14 protein-coding genes are annotated in these 17,182 nt (G+C 46.3%); 12 read left to right on the forward strand and 2 right to left on the reverse strand.

Going from position 1 to position 17,182, the window contains the following annotated elements:
* The first annotated feature begins 15 nt into the window (after positions 1–15).
* The 7 genes from FC61_RS07785 to FC61_RS07815 all read left to right on the forward strand — a co-directional run bounded on the left by FC61_RS07785 (position 16) and on the right by FC61_RS07815 (position 9,679).
* Complete coding sequence (locus FC61_RS07785) at positions 16–747, forward strand: DUF1129 domain-containing protein (RefSeq protein WP_011668839.1); 732 nt, start codon at positions 16–18, stop codon at positions 745–747.
* An 87-nt stretch (positions 748–834) separates the two neighbouring features.
* Positions 835–1,422: a hypothetical protein gene (locus FC61_RS07790; RefSeq protein ID WP_021741814.1), complete on the forward strand. Its 588-nt coding sequence runs from the start codon at positions 835–837 to the stop codon at positions 1,420–1,422.
* A gap of 155 nt (positions 1,423–1,577) precedes the next feature.
* Complete coding sequence (guaB, locus tag FC61_RS07795) at positions 1,578–2,717, forward strand: IMP dehydrogenase (protein ID WP_011668837.1); 1,140 nt, start codon at positions 1,578–1,580, stop codon at positions 2,715–2,717.
* A gap of 306 nt (positions 2,718–3,023) precedes the next feature.
* Positions 3,024–3,713: a response regulator transcription factor CroR gene (croR, locus tag FC61_RS07800; protein ID WP_011668836.1), complete on the forward strand. Its 690-nt coding sequence runs from the start codon at positions 3,024–3,026 to the stop codon at positions 3,711–3,713.
* Between the two features lie 76 nt (positions 3,714–3,789).
* Positions 3,790–4,956: a sensor histidine kinase gene (locus FC61_RS07805; protein ID WP_024526287.1), complete on the forward strand. Its 1,167-nt coding sequence runs from the start codon at positions 3,790–3,792 to the stop codon at positions 4,954–4,956.
* A 45-nt stretch (positions 4,957–5,001) separates the two neighbouring features.
* Complete coding sequence (locus FC61_RS07810; RefSeq protein WP_021741085.1) at positions 5,002–6,321, forward strand: D-alanyl-D-alanine carboxypeptidase family protein; 1,320 nt, start codon at positions 5,002–5,004, stop codon at positions 6,319–6,321.
* A gap of 271 nt (positions 6,322–6,592) precedes the next feature.
* Positions 6,593–9,679: a YhgE/Pip domain-containing protein gene (locus FC61_RS07815; protein WP_021741083.1), complete on the forward strand. Its 3,087-nt coding sequence runs from the start codon at positions 6,593–6,595 to the stop codon at positions 9,677–9,679.
* 69 nt (positions 9,680–9,748) lie between these two features.
* Here the strand turns inward: FC61_RS07815 and FC61_RS07820 are convergent, their stop codons facing one another.
* Complete coding sequence (locus FC61_RS07820; protein ID WP_052256109.1) at positions 9,749–10,999, reverse strand: DUF5776 domain-containing protein; 1,251 nt, start codon at positions 10,997–10,999, stop codon at positions 9,749–9,751.
* A gap of 304 nt (positions 11,000–11,303) precedes the next feature.
* Between FC61_RS07820 and FC61_RS07825 the strand changes: the two genes are divergently transcribed.
* From FC61_RS07825 to FC61_RS07840, 4 genes are all read left to right on the forward strand, one after another.
* Positions 11,304–12,638 carry a dihydrolipoyl dehydrogenase family protein gene (locus FC61_RS07825; protein WP_021741081.1) on the forward strand — a complete coding sequence of 445 codons (1,335 nt, stop codon included), beginning with the start codon at positions 11,304–11,306 and terminating at the stop codon, positions 12,636–12,638.
* An 81-nt stretch (positions 12,639–12,719) separates the two neighbouring features.
* Positions 12,720–13,217 carry a GNAT family N-acetyltransferase gene (locus FC61_RS07830; RefSeq protein WP_024526292.1) on the forward strand — a complete coding sequence of 166 codons (498 nt, stop codon included), beginning with the start codon at positions 12,720–12,722 and terminating at the stop codon, positions 13,215–13,217.
* A 269-nt stretch (positions 13,218–13,486) separates the two neighbouring features.
* Positions 13,487–14,209, forward strand: coding sequence for an AzlC family ABC transporter permease (locus FC61_RS07835; RefSeq protein WP_021741079.1), 723 nt, complete (start codon positions 13,487–13,489; stop codon positions 14,207–14,209).
* A gap of 17 nt (positions 14,210–14,226) precedes the next feature.
* Positions 14,227–14,574, forward strand: coding sequence for an AzlD domain-containing protein (locus FC61_RS07840; protein WP_024526294.1), 348 nt, complete (start codon positions 14,227–14,229; stop codon positions 14,572–14,574).
* A 149-nt stretch (positions 14,575–14,723) separates the two neighbouring features.
* Here FC61_RS07840 and FC61_RS07845 read toward each other — a convergent pair whose 3' ends face one another.
* Complete coding sequence (locus tag FC61_RS07845) at positions 14,724–15,914, reverse strand: SAM-dependent methyltransferase (protein ID WP_021741077.1); 1,191 nt, start codon at positions 15,912–15,914, stop codon at positions 14,724–14,726.
* Positions 15,915–16,127: 213 nt separating this feature from the next.
* On the opposite strand from FC61_RS07845, the gene FC61_RS07850 reads away from it, so the two are divergent.
* Positions 16,128–17,036, forward strand: coding sequence for a hypothetical protein (locus tag FC61_RS07850; RefSeq protein ID WP_021741076.1), 909 nt, complete (start codon positions 16,128–16,130; stop codon positions 17,034–17,036).
* Positions 17,037–17,182 lie beyond the last annotated feature (146 nt).

Genomic DNA, 17,182 nt, shown 5'->3' on the forward strand with positions numbered 1-17,182 from the left:
GGGAATTCAAGAGTAATGAGTGATAACAAGCAGACGCCACGGAATGCGGGCGTCCACCAAAGTCGCAATACAGTAGCGGTTAACGAGCGGGCAGCTTTCGATAATGTTGGACTGACCAAGCGGAACGCCGATTACATGTATCGCTTTAACAAGGCACTAGAGAAGACGAAGTTGACGCCAGAAAAGAAAGCCAAGGCCGTCCAAGAGATGGTCGATGAATTGGTTGAAGGTCAAAAGAGCGGGAAGACCGCCAAGAACCTTTATGGGGATGTTGCGGATCGCGTTCAATTTGTCGTTGAAGGCCCGAAAGTTCAAGGAACCGGTGTGGTCTTTGGCGGCCCCAATTATTGGCCGAACATGATCTATAACGCCTTGACGTTCTTCATGATTTTCAACCTGATGTTTGGGTTAATGTATCTCTTCAGTCCGAAGCTGATGACGACTAGTCAACCAGTGGGGATTACCGCCATTACGGTGAGTGCTTTGGTAGCTGGATTTATCTTGCCAATCATGCCACGGCTATTTGATCCTAAAGTTAAGCACAAATACAACGGTTGGATTCGCACCGTGTTCGTATTACTGGGCTTCGTGGTCTGGATGGCGCTGTTCTATCTAGCCCAGATGTTGCCAAACGTCATCAACCCAGTGCTGATGCCATGGCCAAGCATTATCTTGGGCGTGCTATCAATTGCCGCGATGATGTGGATTCGCCGGACCTACAAGATCCGGGGCGGCTTCTTTGGTTAATTAAACAATACTGGTGGAATACCAGTGAGCGAGCGTGGTGCTTAGGGCGCCCGCTCGTTTTTCTTTATTGAGAAAAGGGGTGTGTCGATGACAGTCGTATTAGTGGTTGCCATTATGATTTACTTTATTCGAGACCAGTTTGAGTATAGTCCGGTTCATCGGTTGACGTTCTTATTGGTCCCCTTGTTTACGTGTTATATGTTTATGAAGGCCTTTGTGTGGACACCGTTAAATGGCGGCATATTGGTGTTACTGGTGCTCTTTGCTGCATGGGTGAGTCACTATCAGGCGAAAGCCACGCAGATTCGTGAGGAACATCGTCCCGTGTCTTATTTTCAAGATGCGACGGGACATGAGGTGCCCATCTATCGCAAACGCGTGACTAGCCAGGGCGGACACGGTTATTTACGGGGCTGGGTGCTCGTGATTATCGCACAAGTGATTATTGAGGCCACGTACCTCCATGAGACCATAACAACTCATAAGATTTGGGAAGTGGTCTGGGAAGAAGTGCTGGCTGACCTATTAACACCTTACCGATTTGTCACGTCTGGCGCCCATACCAGTTGGATTTTATGGGCATTGACTGGCTTCACGAGTTTGGGATATACGTTATGGTTATCTCACCAGTTTCCCAAGGTTCGTCAAGCGGTGTTTGGCGCTAAGGATGATTAAAAATCCGCTTGACGATTTATAGGCCTAGGTAACTTAAACACTAATAGTTCGATGAGAAACCTTGACCATCGCAGTTTAGACTGGTAAATTAAGAAACAATATCTCCCAGGATTCCTAACCGAGCCTGAGACTAACTAAGAGGAGCGAGATCAACTATGTCTAATTGGGACACGAAGTTTGCTAAAGAAGGATTCACTTTTGATGATGTTTTACTAATACCTGCCGAAAGTCACGTTTTGCCGAATGAAGTCGATCTGAGTACCCAATTAGCACCTAACTTAAAGTTGAACGTTCCATTTTTAAGTGCCTCCATGGATACCGTCACGGAGACGAAGATGGCCACGACAATGGCCCGCAACGGGGGCCTCGGGGTCATTCACAAGAACATGAGTGCTGATGATCAGGCGAAGATGGTAGCTGCCGTGAAAGCTATCGAAAACGATGCCAGCCAGTATCCTAACGCAGCGGTTGATGCCAACAACCACTTGTTGGTGGCGGCAGCTGTCGGCGTGACATCGGACACCTTTGATCGGGCCAGTGCTTTATTAAATGCCGGTGCGGATGCGATTATTATTGATACCGCCCACGGTCATTCCGCCGGGGTATTGCGTAAAGTTGCTGAGATTCGTCACCAGCTTCCAGATGCTACATTGATTGCGGGCAACGTGGCCACGGGCGAAGGAACACGGGCCCTGTTTGAAGCCGGCGTTGATGTTGTGAAAGTGGGTATCGGTCCTGGTTCCATCTGTACCACGCGGGTGGTTGCCGGTGTCGGTGTGCCGCAATTAACAGCAATCTATGACGCTGCCCAGGTGGCTCGTGAATTTGGCAAGCCGATTATTGCCGATGGTGGGATGAAGTATTCTGGCGATATCGTTAAGGCGTTAGCTGCTGGTGGTAACGCCGTGATGTTTGGGTCAATGTTCTCTGGAACAGACGAAGCTCCTGGCGACATCATCGAAGACGGCGGCAAGAAGTACAAGACGTACCGTGGCATGGGGAGTTTGGCTTCCATGTCTCATGGTTCAGCCGACCGATACTTCCAAGGTGGCGTTAACGAAGCCAACAAGTTGGTACCGGAAGGAATCGAAGCCCGCGTCGAATACAAGGGAAGCGTCAATGACATTATCTTCCAAATGGTCGGTGGCTTGCGTTCCGGAATGGGTTATACGGGGAGTGCCACGATTCAAGACTTGATTGATAACGCGCAGTTTGTGCGGATTTCAAATGCCGGGTTGATTGAATCTCACCCGCATGATGTGCAAATTACCAAGGCTGCACCTAATTACAAATAAAGTTGTTGGAGCCGGTTTAGACTTGACCAAAAATTAGTATCCAACAGTTCTGCCGTCCCGTAACTCGCAAAGTTACAGTGGGCGGCTTTTTATTTGTGGGGGTCATGGCTCAACATGAACGATGAGATATGACTTGGCGTGTTCCCGTTAAATAGTGTAAAATTAAGGAATGGTAAAGTGGCTTACAGCCACCTAAAGGTTCGGGTTTTCCGACCGCAGACCGGCGTTGATTTGTTAAACTAGACTTAAACCTACGGGGAAAGACCGCTAGTGAAGTTGCCTAGCTGGTAAAGGAGACTAGCACTTATGAAAATTTTAGTTGTTGATGATGATAAAGAAATCGCCCAATTGTTGGAAATTTACATTAAAAACGAAGGGTACGAACCCATTACGGCTTACAATGGGAAAGAAGCCCTAACCAAGTTACACACGACGCCCGATATTGCGCTGATGATTTTAGACATTATGATGCCTGAAATGAGTGGGATTGAAGTGGTGAAGGAAGTTCGCAAAGACTCACAGATTCCGATTTTGATTCTGTCGGCGAAGACCGGTGATATGGATAAGATTCAAGGGCTAATCACGGGGGCTGATGACTACGTAACCAAGCCATTTAATCCACTTGAAGTGATGGCGCGGGTTAAATCGTTGTTACGGCGAAGCCAAGATCAAGTAACGGATGATAGTCCAGACATTTTGGATATTGGGACGCTCACAATTAACAAGGACTCGCATGAGGTTAAGACAATTGCGGGGCTGACGATTTCGCTGACGGCCTTAGAATTTGGTATTTTGTACTTGTTGGCGAGTCACCCCAACCGGGTCTTCTCCGCGGATGAGATTTTCGAGCGGGTTTGGCGGCAAGAAAGTATTGTGTCGGCGAAGACTGTCATGGTTCATGTGAGTCATTTACGGGATAAGATTGAAGAGGCCACGAACGGCGAAAAGGTTATTCAAACCGTTTGGGGCGTAGGGTACAAGATTGAATCGCATTAAGCAACGAGGGGTAGATAGGAGTCAACATGGTCGAACGACAGCAAGTGCAGTTGAATAAATGGCAGGGGGCACACGTATGAAGTTAACCACGCGCGAAAAGAGTGCCCTATTTATGGAAGGCGTCGTGACGGTGATTCTCTTGCTGATGATCAATTTGGCTTTGTTGGTAATGATCAGCCAAGCCATCGAGAGTAATCCCGGTTTGCGGGACGGAATCTTTATTATCAAACGTTCAGTCGTGTTCGGTCCCAACCATTTTCAACTCTGGAGCTGGGAGAATGTTTTCATTAGCTTCTTAGGACTAGCTGACATCCTGGTCGTTTGGTGGCGGTTGATTCGGCGCTACCGGCAAATGCAATTACACCACATCATTGATGAATTGCATTATATTGCCAGTGGCCATTTTGACCACCGGGTGCCGTTTCGGGTGACTGGCGACGTGCAACGGGTAGTGGATTCGGTGAACGCACTGGTAGATTCAGTTATTCACTCGATGGATGAAGAGCGGGCGATTGAGAAGTCGAAGGACGAATTAATCACGAACGTGAGTCATGATATCCGGACGCCGTTAACCTCAATTATTGGCTACTTAGGGCTGATTGAAGATAAGCAGTATCATTCACAAGAGGATCTCTTAAAATACACGCACACAGCCTTTTTAAAGTCTAAGCAAATGAAATCATTGGTGGAAGACCTCTTTGAATACACGAAGGTGCGGCAGACTGATACGCCGTTGAGTCTAACCAATATTGATCTGGCAGCGATGCTGGAACAGCTAGCAGCTAGTTTTGAACTAGAGGCTCAAAAGAAGGGGATGACGATTGGGTCTAGCAGTACGCCCAGTGTGTTGATGATGGAAGCTGACCCTGAAAAGTTAGTCCGGATTTTCAATAATCTAGTGGCTAATGCCTTGAAGTACGGTGATGGGGGCAAGCAAATTAACCTGATTGCCAAACAAGTTAATGACAATGAACTGGAAGTCCGTGTCACGAACGATGGGCCTAAAATTCCTAAAGAATCTTTATCGATGATTTTCGAACGATTCTATCGAGTTGAAGAATCTCGTTCTAAGGAAACCGGTGGAACTGGGCTGGGGTTGGCGATTGCGCAGAGTATCGTTGCACTCCATGGTGGCTATATTTATGTGGAATCGGATGATGACTTAACGAGTTTTGTGATTCATTTACCGGTTAAGCATGACCAACCACTGGCCATCCCACAACGCTTAAAAACAACCAATTAAATCCAGCGGGGAACCGCTGATTACATAAGACAGAGGAGTTTTAACATGAAACGTTTGAAACAACTAATGGTGGGCTTGGTCACAGCGATGACGTTGGTTACCGGGGGCTTCAGTACGTTAGGGACGACGGTAACGGCCCACGCGGCTAGCAGCAACAGTACAACGGTGAACTTGCAGGCGAAAGCCGGAATTGCCGTTGATGCTAAGACGGGGCAGATCCTGTACGATAAAAATAGTGATCAGTCACTACCAGTGGCATCGATGACGAAGCTGTTATCGATTTACCTGGTTTTGGATGCGATTCATGATGGTAAATTAAAATGGGATCAAAAGATTACGGTCAATAAGGCGATGGCCAAAGTGGCCCAAAATACGAACCTGTCCAATGTTCCTTTGCGTGCCGGTCACAGTTATACCGTTAAGTCGTTGTATCAGGCGTCATTGATTTATTCAGCTAACGGCGCGATTGAGGCGTTAGGGACAGCCGTTGCGGGATCGCCACACGCGTTTGTGACGAAGATGAGAGCAGAAGCTAAGACGTTAGGCATGACGAATGCCAAGATTTATAACGCTTGTGGGCTGACTAATAAGCAAGTGGGTAAATTGGGTTACAGTAACGTTAAAGGCTCAACTGAAAACGAATGGTCAGCAGCCGATCAAGCTAAGTTGGCGGTGGCTTTGGTGAACAAGTACCCCGAAGTTCTAAAGACAACCAGCATCAAAAAGATGTGGTTTGAAAAGGGGACGTCAGATGCGACTAAGATGGAAAACTGGAACTGGATGTTAAAGGGGCTATCAGCTTCTTACAGCAAGTTACATGTTGACGGGCTAAAGACCGGGACGTCAGACGCCGCCGGTGCCAACTTCACGGGGACGGCTAACAATAATGGCAACCGGATTATCACGGTCGTGTTGCATGCCGCTCACAAGTCGGATACTGACCCAGCTCGTTTCAAGCAAACGCAAAAGATGATGTCTTACGTTTACAATAATTTTAAGACGGTGACTTATAAGGCTGGGAGCCAAATTACTGGTAGTAAGACGGTGAAGACCCATGATGCCAAGCAGTTAACCGCTAAGACGGCTTTGGCCAGTGGGATCAAGCTGTGGATTCGTGATGACCAAGTGGCCAGCAACGTTCACGCGACGACCCAATTAAAGTCGAAGTTGACCACTAAACAGGCGTTGGAAGCACCCGTTGCGAAGAACACCCAAATCGGAACGGCAAATATTTCTTTGAAGGGTGATCAACTAGGGTTCTTAGGCAATACGAAGACGACGAAGGTACCACTGAAGGTTACCCAGTCTGTTGAAAAAGCGAACATCTTTGTGCGTGCTTGGCGCGCAATCGTGGCGTTATTCTAATTTGAAAAGCGTTAACTGGTCATCAGCCCTTGAGGTTGGTGGCTTTTTAATTGTCCAGCGAAAATTAAGCACTGACTATAAAAATAATTTCAAGGATTGTGAACAGCTTAAACGTTGCTACTAGGCGAGTTAGCAGCGTATTGAACATGGTTGAGGGCCTGTTGTTTTTTTGACAAGTCAAGCATTAATGTGCGAAGATACTTTTATTATTAGCCAGAACACGCAATTTTTAAGATTATTTTGAGGATAAAGGGAGTTGGCATTTGTGAATATGATTAAAGGCGAATGGAATTACATTCGGCATAATCGGTTGATCTTAATCTCCGTATTAGCCATTATGTTTATTCCGTTCCTCTATTGTATCTTCTTTCTGAAATCGGTGTGGGACCCGTACGGAGAGACTGGTAAGTTGCCGGTCGCGGTGGTTAACCAAGATCAGGCCGTGACGTATCAGGGGCAAAAACTAAACGTTGGGGATCAAACGGTCACCAATTTAAAGAAAAATCATCAGTTGGGCTGGCGCTTTGTTTCTGCTAAAACGGCGGCTGATGGTTTGAAGCACCATAAGTACTATACGGTGATTACAATCCCGAAGAACTTCTCCGCCAATGCGGCCACAGCGCTGGACACGCATCCGAAGAAGATGACATTTTCCTACAAAACCAATGGTTCAGCTAACTACATCGCCCAAGTAATGAGTGAAGTGGGTTCAGACAAGCTGAACAGTGAAATCCGCGCCAAGGTGACGAAAGCCTATGCGCAAGCTACGTTTAAGCAGATTTATGCGGTTGGTAAAGGAATGAACAAGGCTGCTAAGGGGTCTGCCCAGTTGAAAGACGGGACAGTCACTTTGACTGATGGCTTGAACACCTATACGACTGGGGTTCATAAACTGAATAATGGATTGCAGCAGATGAAGACGCAAGTACAGCCACTGGCTACTGGTATTCAGAAGCTAGCAACGGGCTCAGCTTCGCTTCAGAGTGGTTTAGTGAAATACACCGCAGGGGTTGACCAATATGCTACTGGGGTGGATGCCTATACGAGTGGTGTCAGTCAACTAAGCGCTGGTATGCCGCAATTGACAGCGGGAACCTCGCAGTTGGCAAGTGGGGCTAAGACATTGAACTCTGGTGTATATACGTATGTTAACGGTGTCTACACATTGAATTCTGGTATTCAAAAATTGAGTAACAATGTTGGCCCATTAGCTAGTGGTGTGACTAAGTTGTCAACTGGAAGTAAGCGGCTGACTTCAGGACTGAATGAATTGAATAATAATTCTAGTGCACTGAAGTCGGGAGCAACGCAGTTGGCTGGTGGATTGAGCCAAATGCAAACATTGTTGAACGGGCTAGCGCCAGGATTGGAAACACTACAAAGCATTACGGGCAACTCTGCTAAGTTGGCTAATGCTAAAAGTATGCTGGATACTATGGTTAACAGTGGTGCTTTAAATAGTGAGAATATTTCACAGATTAAAAGTGACATTGAAAGTATTCAAACAGGCCAAGCCGCATTAACCAGTGGTCAAACTGCCTTAAATGGCTTAGCAGGCAAGGTTCAGACGGACTTAGAAAACATTTCAGCACAGAAAGGGACACAGTCAAGTACGACAACAAACACAACCAGTACTTCTGGCGCTGATGCGACCCAAGAAGCAGCTGCCCAAGCAAGTAAAGACGCTGCTGCATTAAGCTCAGCCGTTGCAGCAGGAAACAGTGAGACAGCAAGTAAATTAGCTGGAACAGTTGCTCAAGAAACACAAACGACTGTCAGCAAGGCTAATGCTATCAAAGAAAGTAGTACAACGAAAAGTACAACGGCAAATGGTTCTGATCCAACGGCTTCGTTAGTTACTGATGTTACAGCCTTATTGAAGGGACTACAGAGCCTCCAATCTGGTTTAGGTGACTTGAACTCAGTTGCTAATGATTTGAATACTCGGACCACCGCACTTCAAGGCTTAGCAGCATCCTTACCAACTTCTGCTAGCACAGACCTGTTGCAATTATCGACAGCTATCTCACAACTACAAAATAGTAGTGCGGCCATTGCCAAGTTAGGTAGTTCTTCAAGTGATGTTGCTAAATTAGTAAGTGGTGCTAGTCAATTAAGTACAGGACTAGATACCTATACTGCTGGTGTTTCTAGTGCATTGGGCGGTTCCAAAGAACTAACAACAGGCCTAGCAACATTGAATCAAAGTGTACCAACACTAACGGCTGGTGTTATGCAGTTGGCTAATGGTTCTGAAAAGCTGGCTAATAAGGGTGCTATTTTAAAGAGTGGTTCTAGTCAAGTAGCTTCAGGCGCATCAACCTTAAATTCGGGGATTCAACAGGCTGCGGCCGGTGTTGCCAAGCTAAATGCCAAGACGCCAGAGTTAACCGCTGGTGGTAACAAGCTGATGGGCTCCTCCAATAAGTTGAACCAAGGTGCTGGAAAACTCAACGCCGGAATTATTACCTTGAGTGATAAAGTACCATCGTTGATTGCTGGTGTGAATAAGGCAGCTAATGGGTCTCAAAAGCTGGATAATGGTAGTGCCAAACTCATGGCTGGCGCCAACAAACTCCAAAAGGGTAACGGCACTCTTGCTAAGTCCTTGAAGAGCGGGGCGGATGAGATTAATGCACAACCATTGACCAGCAAGACTGCTGATATGTTTGCTGCGCCAACTAATTTGAAGCATGAAAGCTATAGTTATGTACCAAATTACGGTCATGCCTTAGCACCATACGTGCTGTCTGTGGCTCTTTACGTGGGGGCATTGGTCTTCAACTTTGCTTTCCCAATTCGAAAAGTCTCCATGGCTGGCGGCTCTGCTACCGGTTGGTATTTGAGTAAAGTTTCCATTGGTGCGGCGGAAGCCTTAGCCATGGGGCTGATCGAACCTGCCTTAATGATGTTGGGTGGCTTGAGCGTGGATCATCCAGGGTCCATGTTCCTGGTATCGGTCATGTTTGCCGAAGCGTCGATGTTCATTGTCATGTTCCTGTCGATGCTACTGGACAATCCTGGTCGATTCATCGCCATGGTTCTCTTGATGCTACAACTCGGTGGTTCCGGTGGGACCTTCCCAATGGAAGTTACCAACCACTTCTACAATGTGGTTCATCCATTCCTGCCAATGACTTACTCAATCCTCGGATTTCGGCAAGCCATTACTTCTGGAATGAGTGGTATGGTCGGACAGGCTTTCTGGATGTTATTGCTCTTCATGGTCATTGGTTTAGCCTTACTTTGGCCAACCATGATTTGGCTGCAGAAGAAACATTTGATGGGCTTATCACAACTTGATGATAACCAAGAACTGCAAGCCGTAGAGGACCCAGAGTCTAATTCCCATTCATAAACAGGTAAAATAAATCCCGTCTCATCACATAGCATTGTGATGAGGCGGGATTTTTACTTGTATAGGTGACTATTTTTTCAAAACCATTGTTTTATTGGCAGTAATGTAGGTTCCATTAGTTAAAATCAGGCGAGTAGTGATGCCGTGCTGCTTAACAGCCTTGACTTTAAGAACGGTTCCTTTGCGATAGTGACGCACCTTACTGGTGAGGTTAACTTTGCGATAAGCGTTGATGCCCTTGGCATTAATAACCGTAATCTTTTTAGGATTCGTTTGATAATACGTATTGCCAACATAGTTGGTATTGGCCGTGATGTAGCCCGTCTGTCCGGAAGTGGTTTTTACTTTGTACCGAAGGGTTCCCGCTTTTGTTCGCGCGTATCCGATGACAGTGAATGTAGGCCGTTTTGTACGCGGTTGCTTTTGGTACCAACGGATACGATTATTTTTAGTGAAGTTAACGGTCTTGTACAAACCAATCTTACGAGTAGCGTAGACTAAGATTTTACTTACAGATACCTTAGTGGCTGTCGAAGTTGTCGAATCGCTGGTGCTGTCTGCAGAACTGGAATCTGATAGGTTATCACTATCAGTAGAACTAGTAGCAGAACTGCTAGATTCAGAGCCACTTGACTCGTTACCACTTCCAGAATCGCTTGTATTTTTGGTAAATGTATAGGTGACAGCCGGGTTATCATCGGAGCCAGTTGTCACGGCAGCACTGCTGAACGTATATCCGTCAACAGTTGGTGTGGCATCAAGTAGGGCATTTTCCAGCTTGTCACTATTATCGGGAAAATCAAATGTCATGCTGTGGTCAATCGATTGACCATCAGTATCGACAAAATTTATGGTGAGAGGTTTAATCGTATAGACAGAGCTGAAGGGCGTAAAGCTTGAGACGCTGGTGATTTTACGGTATTTTCTGTCGCTAGTATTGCTAGTAGCATCCAACATGGAGTCCCATATATAGGCCGTACGTTGATTCAGATTGATTCTGACTTCACCGAGAGCCCCACTGGTTCCTGAGACCGTTTTGTTGGTGTCACTACCGTCGGCATTGTAACAGATACCAGTTCCTGTGTAGGTTGTTAGGACATGCGTGCTGGGATAGGTAATCCAAACGATATTGTCATCATCAACACCATAAGCGTTGCCGTTTGAAGTGGTGGTAGAACTGGCGGATGCTGTAGTAGTGGCAACGGCGTTACTCGTTTGGGTGCTGGCATCTGCGTGGCCAATTAGGGGGTGGCTTAATGCTAAACCAGTCAGCAAGGTCGTACTAAGCAGTAAGACTGTATTGAAATATTTTCTACTCATGTGGACATCCATTCCTTTGAAATTTGACTTAGCTCTAGCATAAAGCACGAAACTTATACTAACTTTATACATTAACTAATGCACTCTTTAGCACGTGCATTAATACATGCTGTAATGCACTCATTATAGGACAACATTGTTCCAAAAAGAAGACTTAGATTAATCACTTATTGGCTGCGTGCGGAAGCTTATCTGACAAATTGGTGGACCAAAGGGATATTGATTGCATTTTGGCGGCAAATTTACTAGACTAAAAACAGTTGTACGCAACCTTTTTTGTGGATTAAGTCAAGGAGGAATCTGAATGTCAGTGGAAAATTATGATTACGATGTGCTGTATCTCGGAAGTGGTCACGGAACGTTTGACGGTGCGATTCCCTTAGCAGCCAAAGGGGTTAAAGTGGCAGTGGTTGAAGGTGGCCTCATTGGCGGAACCTGCCCAAATCGGGGATGTAACGCTAAGATCACCTTAGATGCGCCCGTTGCCTTACAACGGCAATTGGCGGCGTTGAATCCAGTTATTACTGGAGACACGACGATCAATTGGTCAGCTAATATGGCGCACAAACACGAGGTCATTGATGGCTTGCCAGATTTTATTGGTGGCCTTCTAAAGGACAATGGTGTTGAGGTGATCACGGGTTATGGTAAGTTAACCGCGGCTCACAGCGTTCAAGTGGGAGATCAGACCTATACGGCTGACAAAATTGTCATCGCAACCGGCTTACATTCTCACCGGTTGGCCATTCCGGGTAGTGAATTAGCCCACGATAGTGAAGATTTCTTGAATTTGACCAGCCTACCAGCCCGGATGACAGTGATTGGCGGCGGGTACATCGCCTTAGAACTAGCCACCATCGCCAATGCGGCTGGTAGTGACGTGACCATCTTATTGCGGGGGCAACAAGCCTTACGTCAATTCCATCAGCCATTCGTTGAAACGGTACTCAGCGATCTAACTGACCGGGGTGTCCAGATTTTGCGAGACACGCAGGTTACAGCGTTAAAGCAGGCTGATGATGCGTTACAGGTCGTCACGGACACGCAAGGGACCCTGGAGACAGATTGGGTTTTGGATGCCACTGGACGGGATCCAAATACCCAGAACCTCGGTCTGGAAGATGTGGGGGTCGCCTACACCGATCATGGGATTACCGTAAATGACCATCTACAAACCAGCGTCCCTAATATTTATGCTTCCGGAGACGTGATTGACAAGGAACAACCAAAATTAACACCGACTGCCATTTTTGAATCGATGTATCTCAGTCAGACTTTCGCTGGCGAGACGACCGAGCCCATCGACTATCCGGCGATTCCGACGGTGGTCTTCACTTCGCCACGCTTGGCGCAGGTCGGGGTGAGTGTCGCTCAGGCCCAAAAGGACGGTGCTACGGTTGAGACCAACCATGTGCCAGACGATTGGTACCGACAGGTGGGTAAGGAAAGCCAAGGTGACAATGCCTTGATTTTTGATGCCGAACATCATTTGATTGGTGCGACTGAAGTGAGTGAACAAGCAGCGGACGTGATTAATACGTTGTTGCCAGCCATTGAATTTCAGTATGGTCCGGCTGAAATTGGTCGGTTAGTACACCTCTTCCCAACAATCAGTGCCTCAGCGTGGGGCCAATTATAGACAGACAATCGGGATTGTGACCTTGGTCACGGTCCCTTTTTTGCGTATAATGAAAGGCATTATCAGAAAGAGGGAATGGCTATGCCAGCAACATTTCGATTGATCACAGCTGCCGATGAGGCCCAAGTCGTCGCCATTTATAACCAAGCAATTGCGACTAAGGGGAGTACGGCAGATTTAACACCATTAACCGTGGCCCAGCGTCAACCATGGTTTCAGGAGTTTTCACCGGACCATTTTCCATTGTGGGTGATTGAAACCACGGCAGGCATTGTGGGTTACGTCGGGTTAGAACCCTACAGCGACCGGCAAGCTTATGCGCAAACGGCCGAAATTGCCATCTACTTATCGGCTGATGCCCAAGGACAGCATTTGGGAACGCAAGCACTCAACTGGGTTGAGTCACAGGCACCAGCACTGAAGGTGACCACGATTATTTCCCGAATTTTTGGGCATAATCAAGCCAGTCGGCACCTCTTTGAAAAGTTTGGCTATGAACATTGGGGACACCTCCCGGAGATTGCTGATATGCAAGGCTTTATGGCGGATTTGGAAGTCTATGGCAAGCACCTGTCATGAAAATCCGCTGTACTTTTTCACAAGCCTTTAATTAAAACAGATAAAATCACGGTTTTCCTTTGCTAAATATCGCATCTGTTGTATGAAAATGGCATGAAACATGTTAAAATATCATCGTGTGGTTTTATCGCTAATAGATGAACCTGTTAACTTGCTTCATATCTCAGAGTATTCAACGGAGGCAAACATTCTTGAATAAACGACGGCTAAACCCCAAGCAAGTGCCTGACCCGGATGAACCGTTATGGCGGTCGACACTGCGGGTAGCCATGCCCCTTAACTTGAGTTACATTCCGATTGGGCTGGCTTGTGGGATTTTGCTACACGCGGCAGGGTTCAATACCTTATTGACGGGACTCGTCTCACTTTTGATTTTTTCTGGTGGGGCTCAATTCCTGATTGCCACGATGTTAACCATTAATTCCCCACTACTTTCAATTGTCTTGATGTTGTTCTTTTTGGAATTACGGTATGCATTATTGAGTTCGAGTTTATCACCGTACTTAAAGGGTCAGTCGAATCGCTTTTTATTTGTTTTCGCCATTTCGCTAAATGATGAAAACTATGCGATCAACTACTTAAAGTTCGCAACGGATAAGAAATGGACCGGTAAGGAAGCCTTAATGGTGGAACACTATTCCTTGCTGTTCTGGGCGGTCAGCAATGTTATCGGTAGTTTGATCGGTAGCGCGTTAAAGATTGACCTCAGCATCGTTAATTTCGCATTGACGGCGTTATTCTTATACATGATTGTGATGCAGATCAAGAATCGCTTGACGATTGTGATCTGTTTGATTTCGGGTGTGCTGGCGGCAGTCTGCATGATGGCCACCAAAAGTACCCTAGGATTGGTTATTTCAACACTGATTGCTTCGTTGATTGGCTTTTTGCTTGAGTCAACGTTACGTAAAAAGTTACCGGATAGCCATTGGCTGTGGAAACTTCGAAGCCCGGGGGCGAAAAAGTCAGCAGTTGAAAATTCGAATGAATAGGACACAGGAGACGCTATATGAGTACAGTTAATACGTGGACCAGTATGCAACATTTTTGGTTAATCATTTTGGGTTTTTTTGTGGCCTTTCTCCCACGATTCCTGCCACTGATGTTATTCACCAAGCGGGCAATTCCTGAATGGTTCAACGAATGGATGAAATACGTGCCGGTGTCGCTGTTTACGGCGCTAGTTGTCAAAGATATCTTTATTGATAGTGCCACTTACCAATTGGTATTTGGTCATATTGCGGAAATGTTAGCGGCCGTGATTGTGGTGGTGATCGCTTATCGAACCCGTTCAATGGCAATTTCAGTCATTGTGGGCTTAGTTGCGGTGTTCCTATTATCATTGGTCGTTGCATGACGATAACTTAATTAAACAAAGTTAGGCCGTTCTTGGACGGCCTTTTTTAATGCCATTAGAAAAATCGCTACCCATCGGTGATCAATCCGATAGGTAGCGATTTTTTTGTGTGGTCATCCGCGGTGACCCACACGTATTAAGTTGATTACCTAAGCATGAACATGGGTATCATCATACATGTACGCCCGTGTCATTGGTAACATCCGGGCTGAAGGGCCCTTTGAAATCAAATACTGAATCACGTCAATATTACCAGACTTGAAGGAAGCAGCGCAAGCCTGTAAATAAAGATCCCACATCCGCACGAAGCGTTCGTCGAACATTTCGGTCACTTCGGCGCGGTGTTCGTTGAAATTCTTATCCCAGATTTCGACGGTCTTCTGATAGTGACGACGTAGCGGTTCCATATCATCGATTTGTAAACCGTTCTCAATGATATGGGTAGTGTTTTCCACTAAGCCAGGTACATAGCCACCAGGGAAGATCCATTTGTTTAGCCAGCCATTGTTGGCACCACCTTGTTGCCGGGTAATCCCATGGATCAAGGCAACACCGTCATCCTTCAGGTACTTCTGAACGCAGTTGAAGTATTGGCCCAGATTTTCTTGACCAACGTGTTCGAACATGCCGACAGAGGTGATGTAGTCCCATTGTTCCTTACCCAGTTCCCGGTAATCTTCTAGCCGAACTTCGGCCACGTCTTCTAACCCATCTTCTTTGATGCGTGCGTTGACGTAGTCGTATTGTTCTTGACTCAGGGTAATCCCGGTAACGTGCAAACCATAGTCCTTGGCTGCTGTCAGCATCAAAGTTCCCCAGCCACAGCCAATGTCCAGCAAGGTCTTGCCGGGTTGTGGGTTAAGTTTTTTGATGATGTGGTGAACTTTGTTCATTTGTGCCGTATAGAGGTCGTCTTCTGGCGTTTCAAAGTAGGCACAGGAATAAGTCATGGTATCGTCTAACCAAAGCTTGTAGAAGTTATTACCGATATCGTAGTGGTTCTGAACATCGGCTTTACTTTCCTTTTCAGTGTGCTTTTGTTTAGGAAGGAAATTGATGAATTTCTTGTTATGGAAGAAACTCTCGGCATTTTCGTAGGCCGCGGTTAAGAGGTCTTCGATACTGCCATCAATTTCAATGGTCCCATCCATGATGGCTTCTCCCAGCGCGATTGACGCGTTACGAGAGATTTCCTTGACGGGAATGGCCTCGTGAATAGTAATGGTGATGTCAGGAGTGCCAGTCCCATAAACATCAGTAGTGCCGTCCCAATAGTTAACGCGGACGGGGATGTTGAAGGTGTGACTCAGAAACGTTTTGTAGAATGTTTTTTCAAGCATGTCAGGGGTCCTTTCCGGTTTTCTCTTGAATAAGAGTCCAAGAAAACAAAATTTACTACGCCATTATACGCCTTTCATCGGGTAATGGGTAAGGGGAGAACTCAATGTAACCGCTTAAGTTTAAAACGTCGGTATTTCTCCCAGCAAAAGCACAGGAATCCATCACTAGGCATGGTATAATAAAGGTATATTTTACCAGCGGAGGTCTTCATTTTGAAAAAATGGGTATGGGTCGTGGCGACAATCGTTGTGGCACTGCTGATTGGTGGTTACGCGTATTCAAATCATCACGCAACAGCCAAAGAGTACCAAGCGGCAATGGCTAACGGGCGTACTGCCATTCAAAGCAAACATTATACACAAGCCGAAAGCTACTTCCAGAATGCTTTAAAGCGCCGGTTGAACGATAAGACCGCTCAACGGTACCTGACGCAAACGCAGCGATTCGTTTCGGCGGAAAACGCTTTGGATGATCTGCATTTTGCCAGTGCGCAAAAGCATTATCAAACCGTTCAGGACACGAAGAATGGGTCGCAAGTCTTAACTAAGCGGGCGCAGGATCGGTTAAAACAAGTTAAGACCATCCGGGGCAACGTTAAACAATTCAAGAAGTTATTAACCCAGGCACAAGGTCAAAATGAAGCCTTGAATTATGGGCAGTCAAATACAACCTTGGATGAACTCTTTAATAATAGTAAATTCCGGCAACGTTACTACAAGAACTTATACAGTCAAGCGTTGGCTTTACGTAAGGCGAACAATGCTGGTCAGACAGCCTCATTGGCTAGCAGTGCAAGTAGTACGGCCGCGGCGTCCTCAAGTGAGAGTAGCGCTACGAGCAGTAGTACCGCTACAAGCAGTTCTAGTGCGTCATTGACGTCATCAGAACAGGCGGCGGCAAAGAATTACTCGGGAAGTAACGAGTATACGGTAACAAAGAAGCAAAAGGAACTGAATGGCAAGACCATCACGGCGGATCAAATCGCTAGTGCCCGGAAGACCATTAATGCGGCAGGAGTTCAAGCAGACGCAATGAGTGATCAAGACGTGCGGGTTGCCTTGCAACAGGCGAATAAGAAGGATATGTCGTTATCGGCATACGCCAAACAATATCTGCAATAAACCGGAAGATTCGAGAGTGATACTCGAATCTTTTTTATTTGTCAGTAGGTGAGTCAACCCAATAACCTTACCTTTTCTAACGAGTTAGTTATAAAAGTTAACATGTAAGGGAGGTCAATAAACTAATCGTAAAAGAAAAACATCAG

The sequence above is a fragment of the Levilactobacillus brevis ATCC 14869 = DSM 20054 genome (assembly GCF_001433855.1).
Classification (GTDB): Bacteria; Bacillota; Bacilli; order Lactobacillales; family Lactobacillaceae; genus Levilactobacillus; species Levilactobacillus brevis.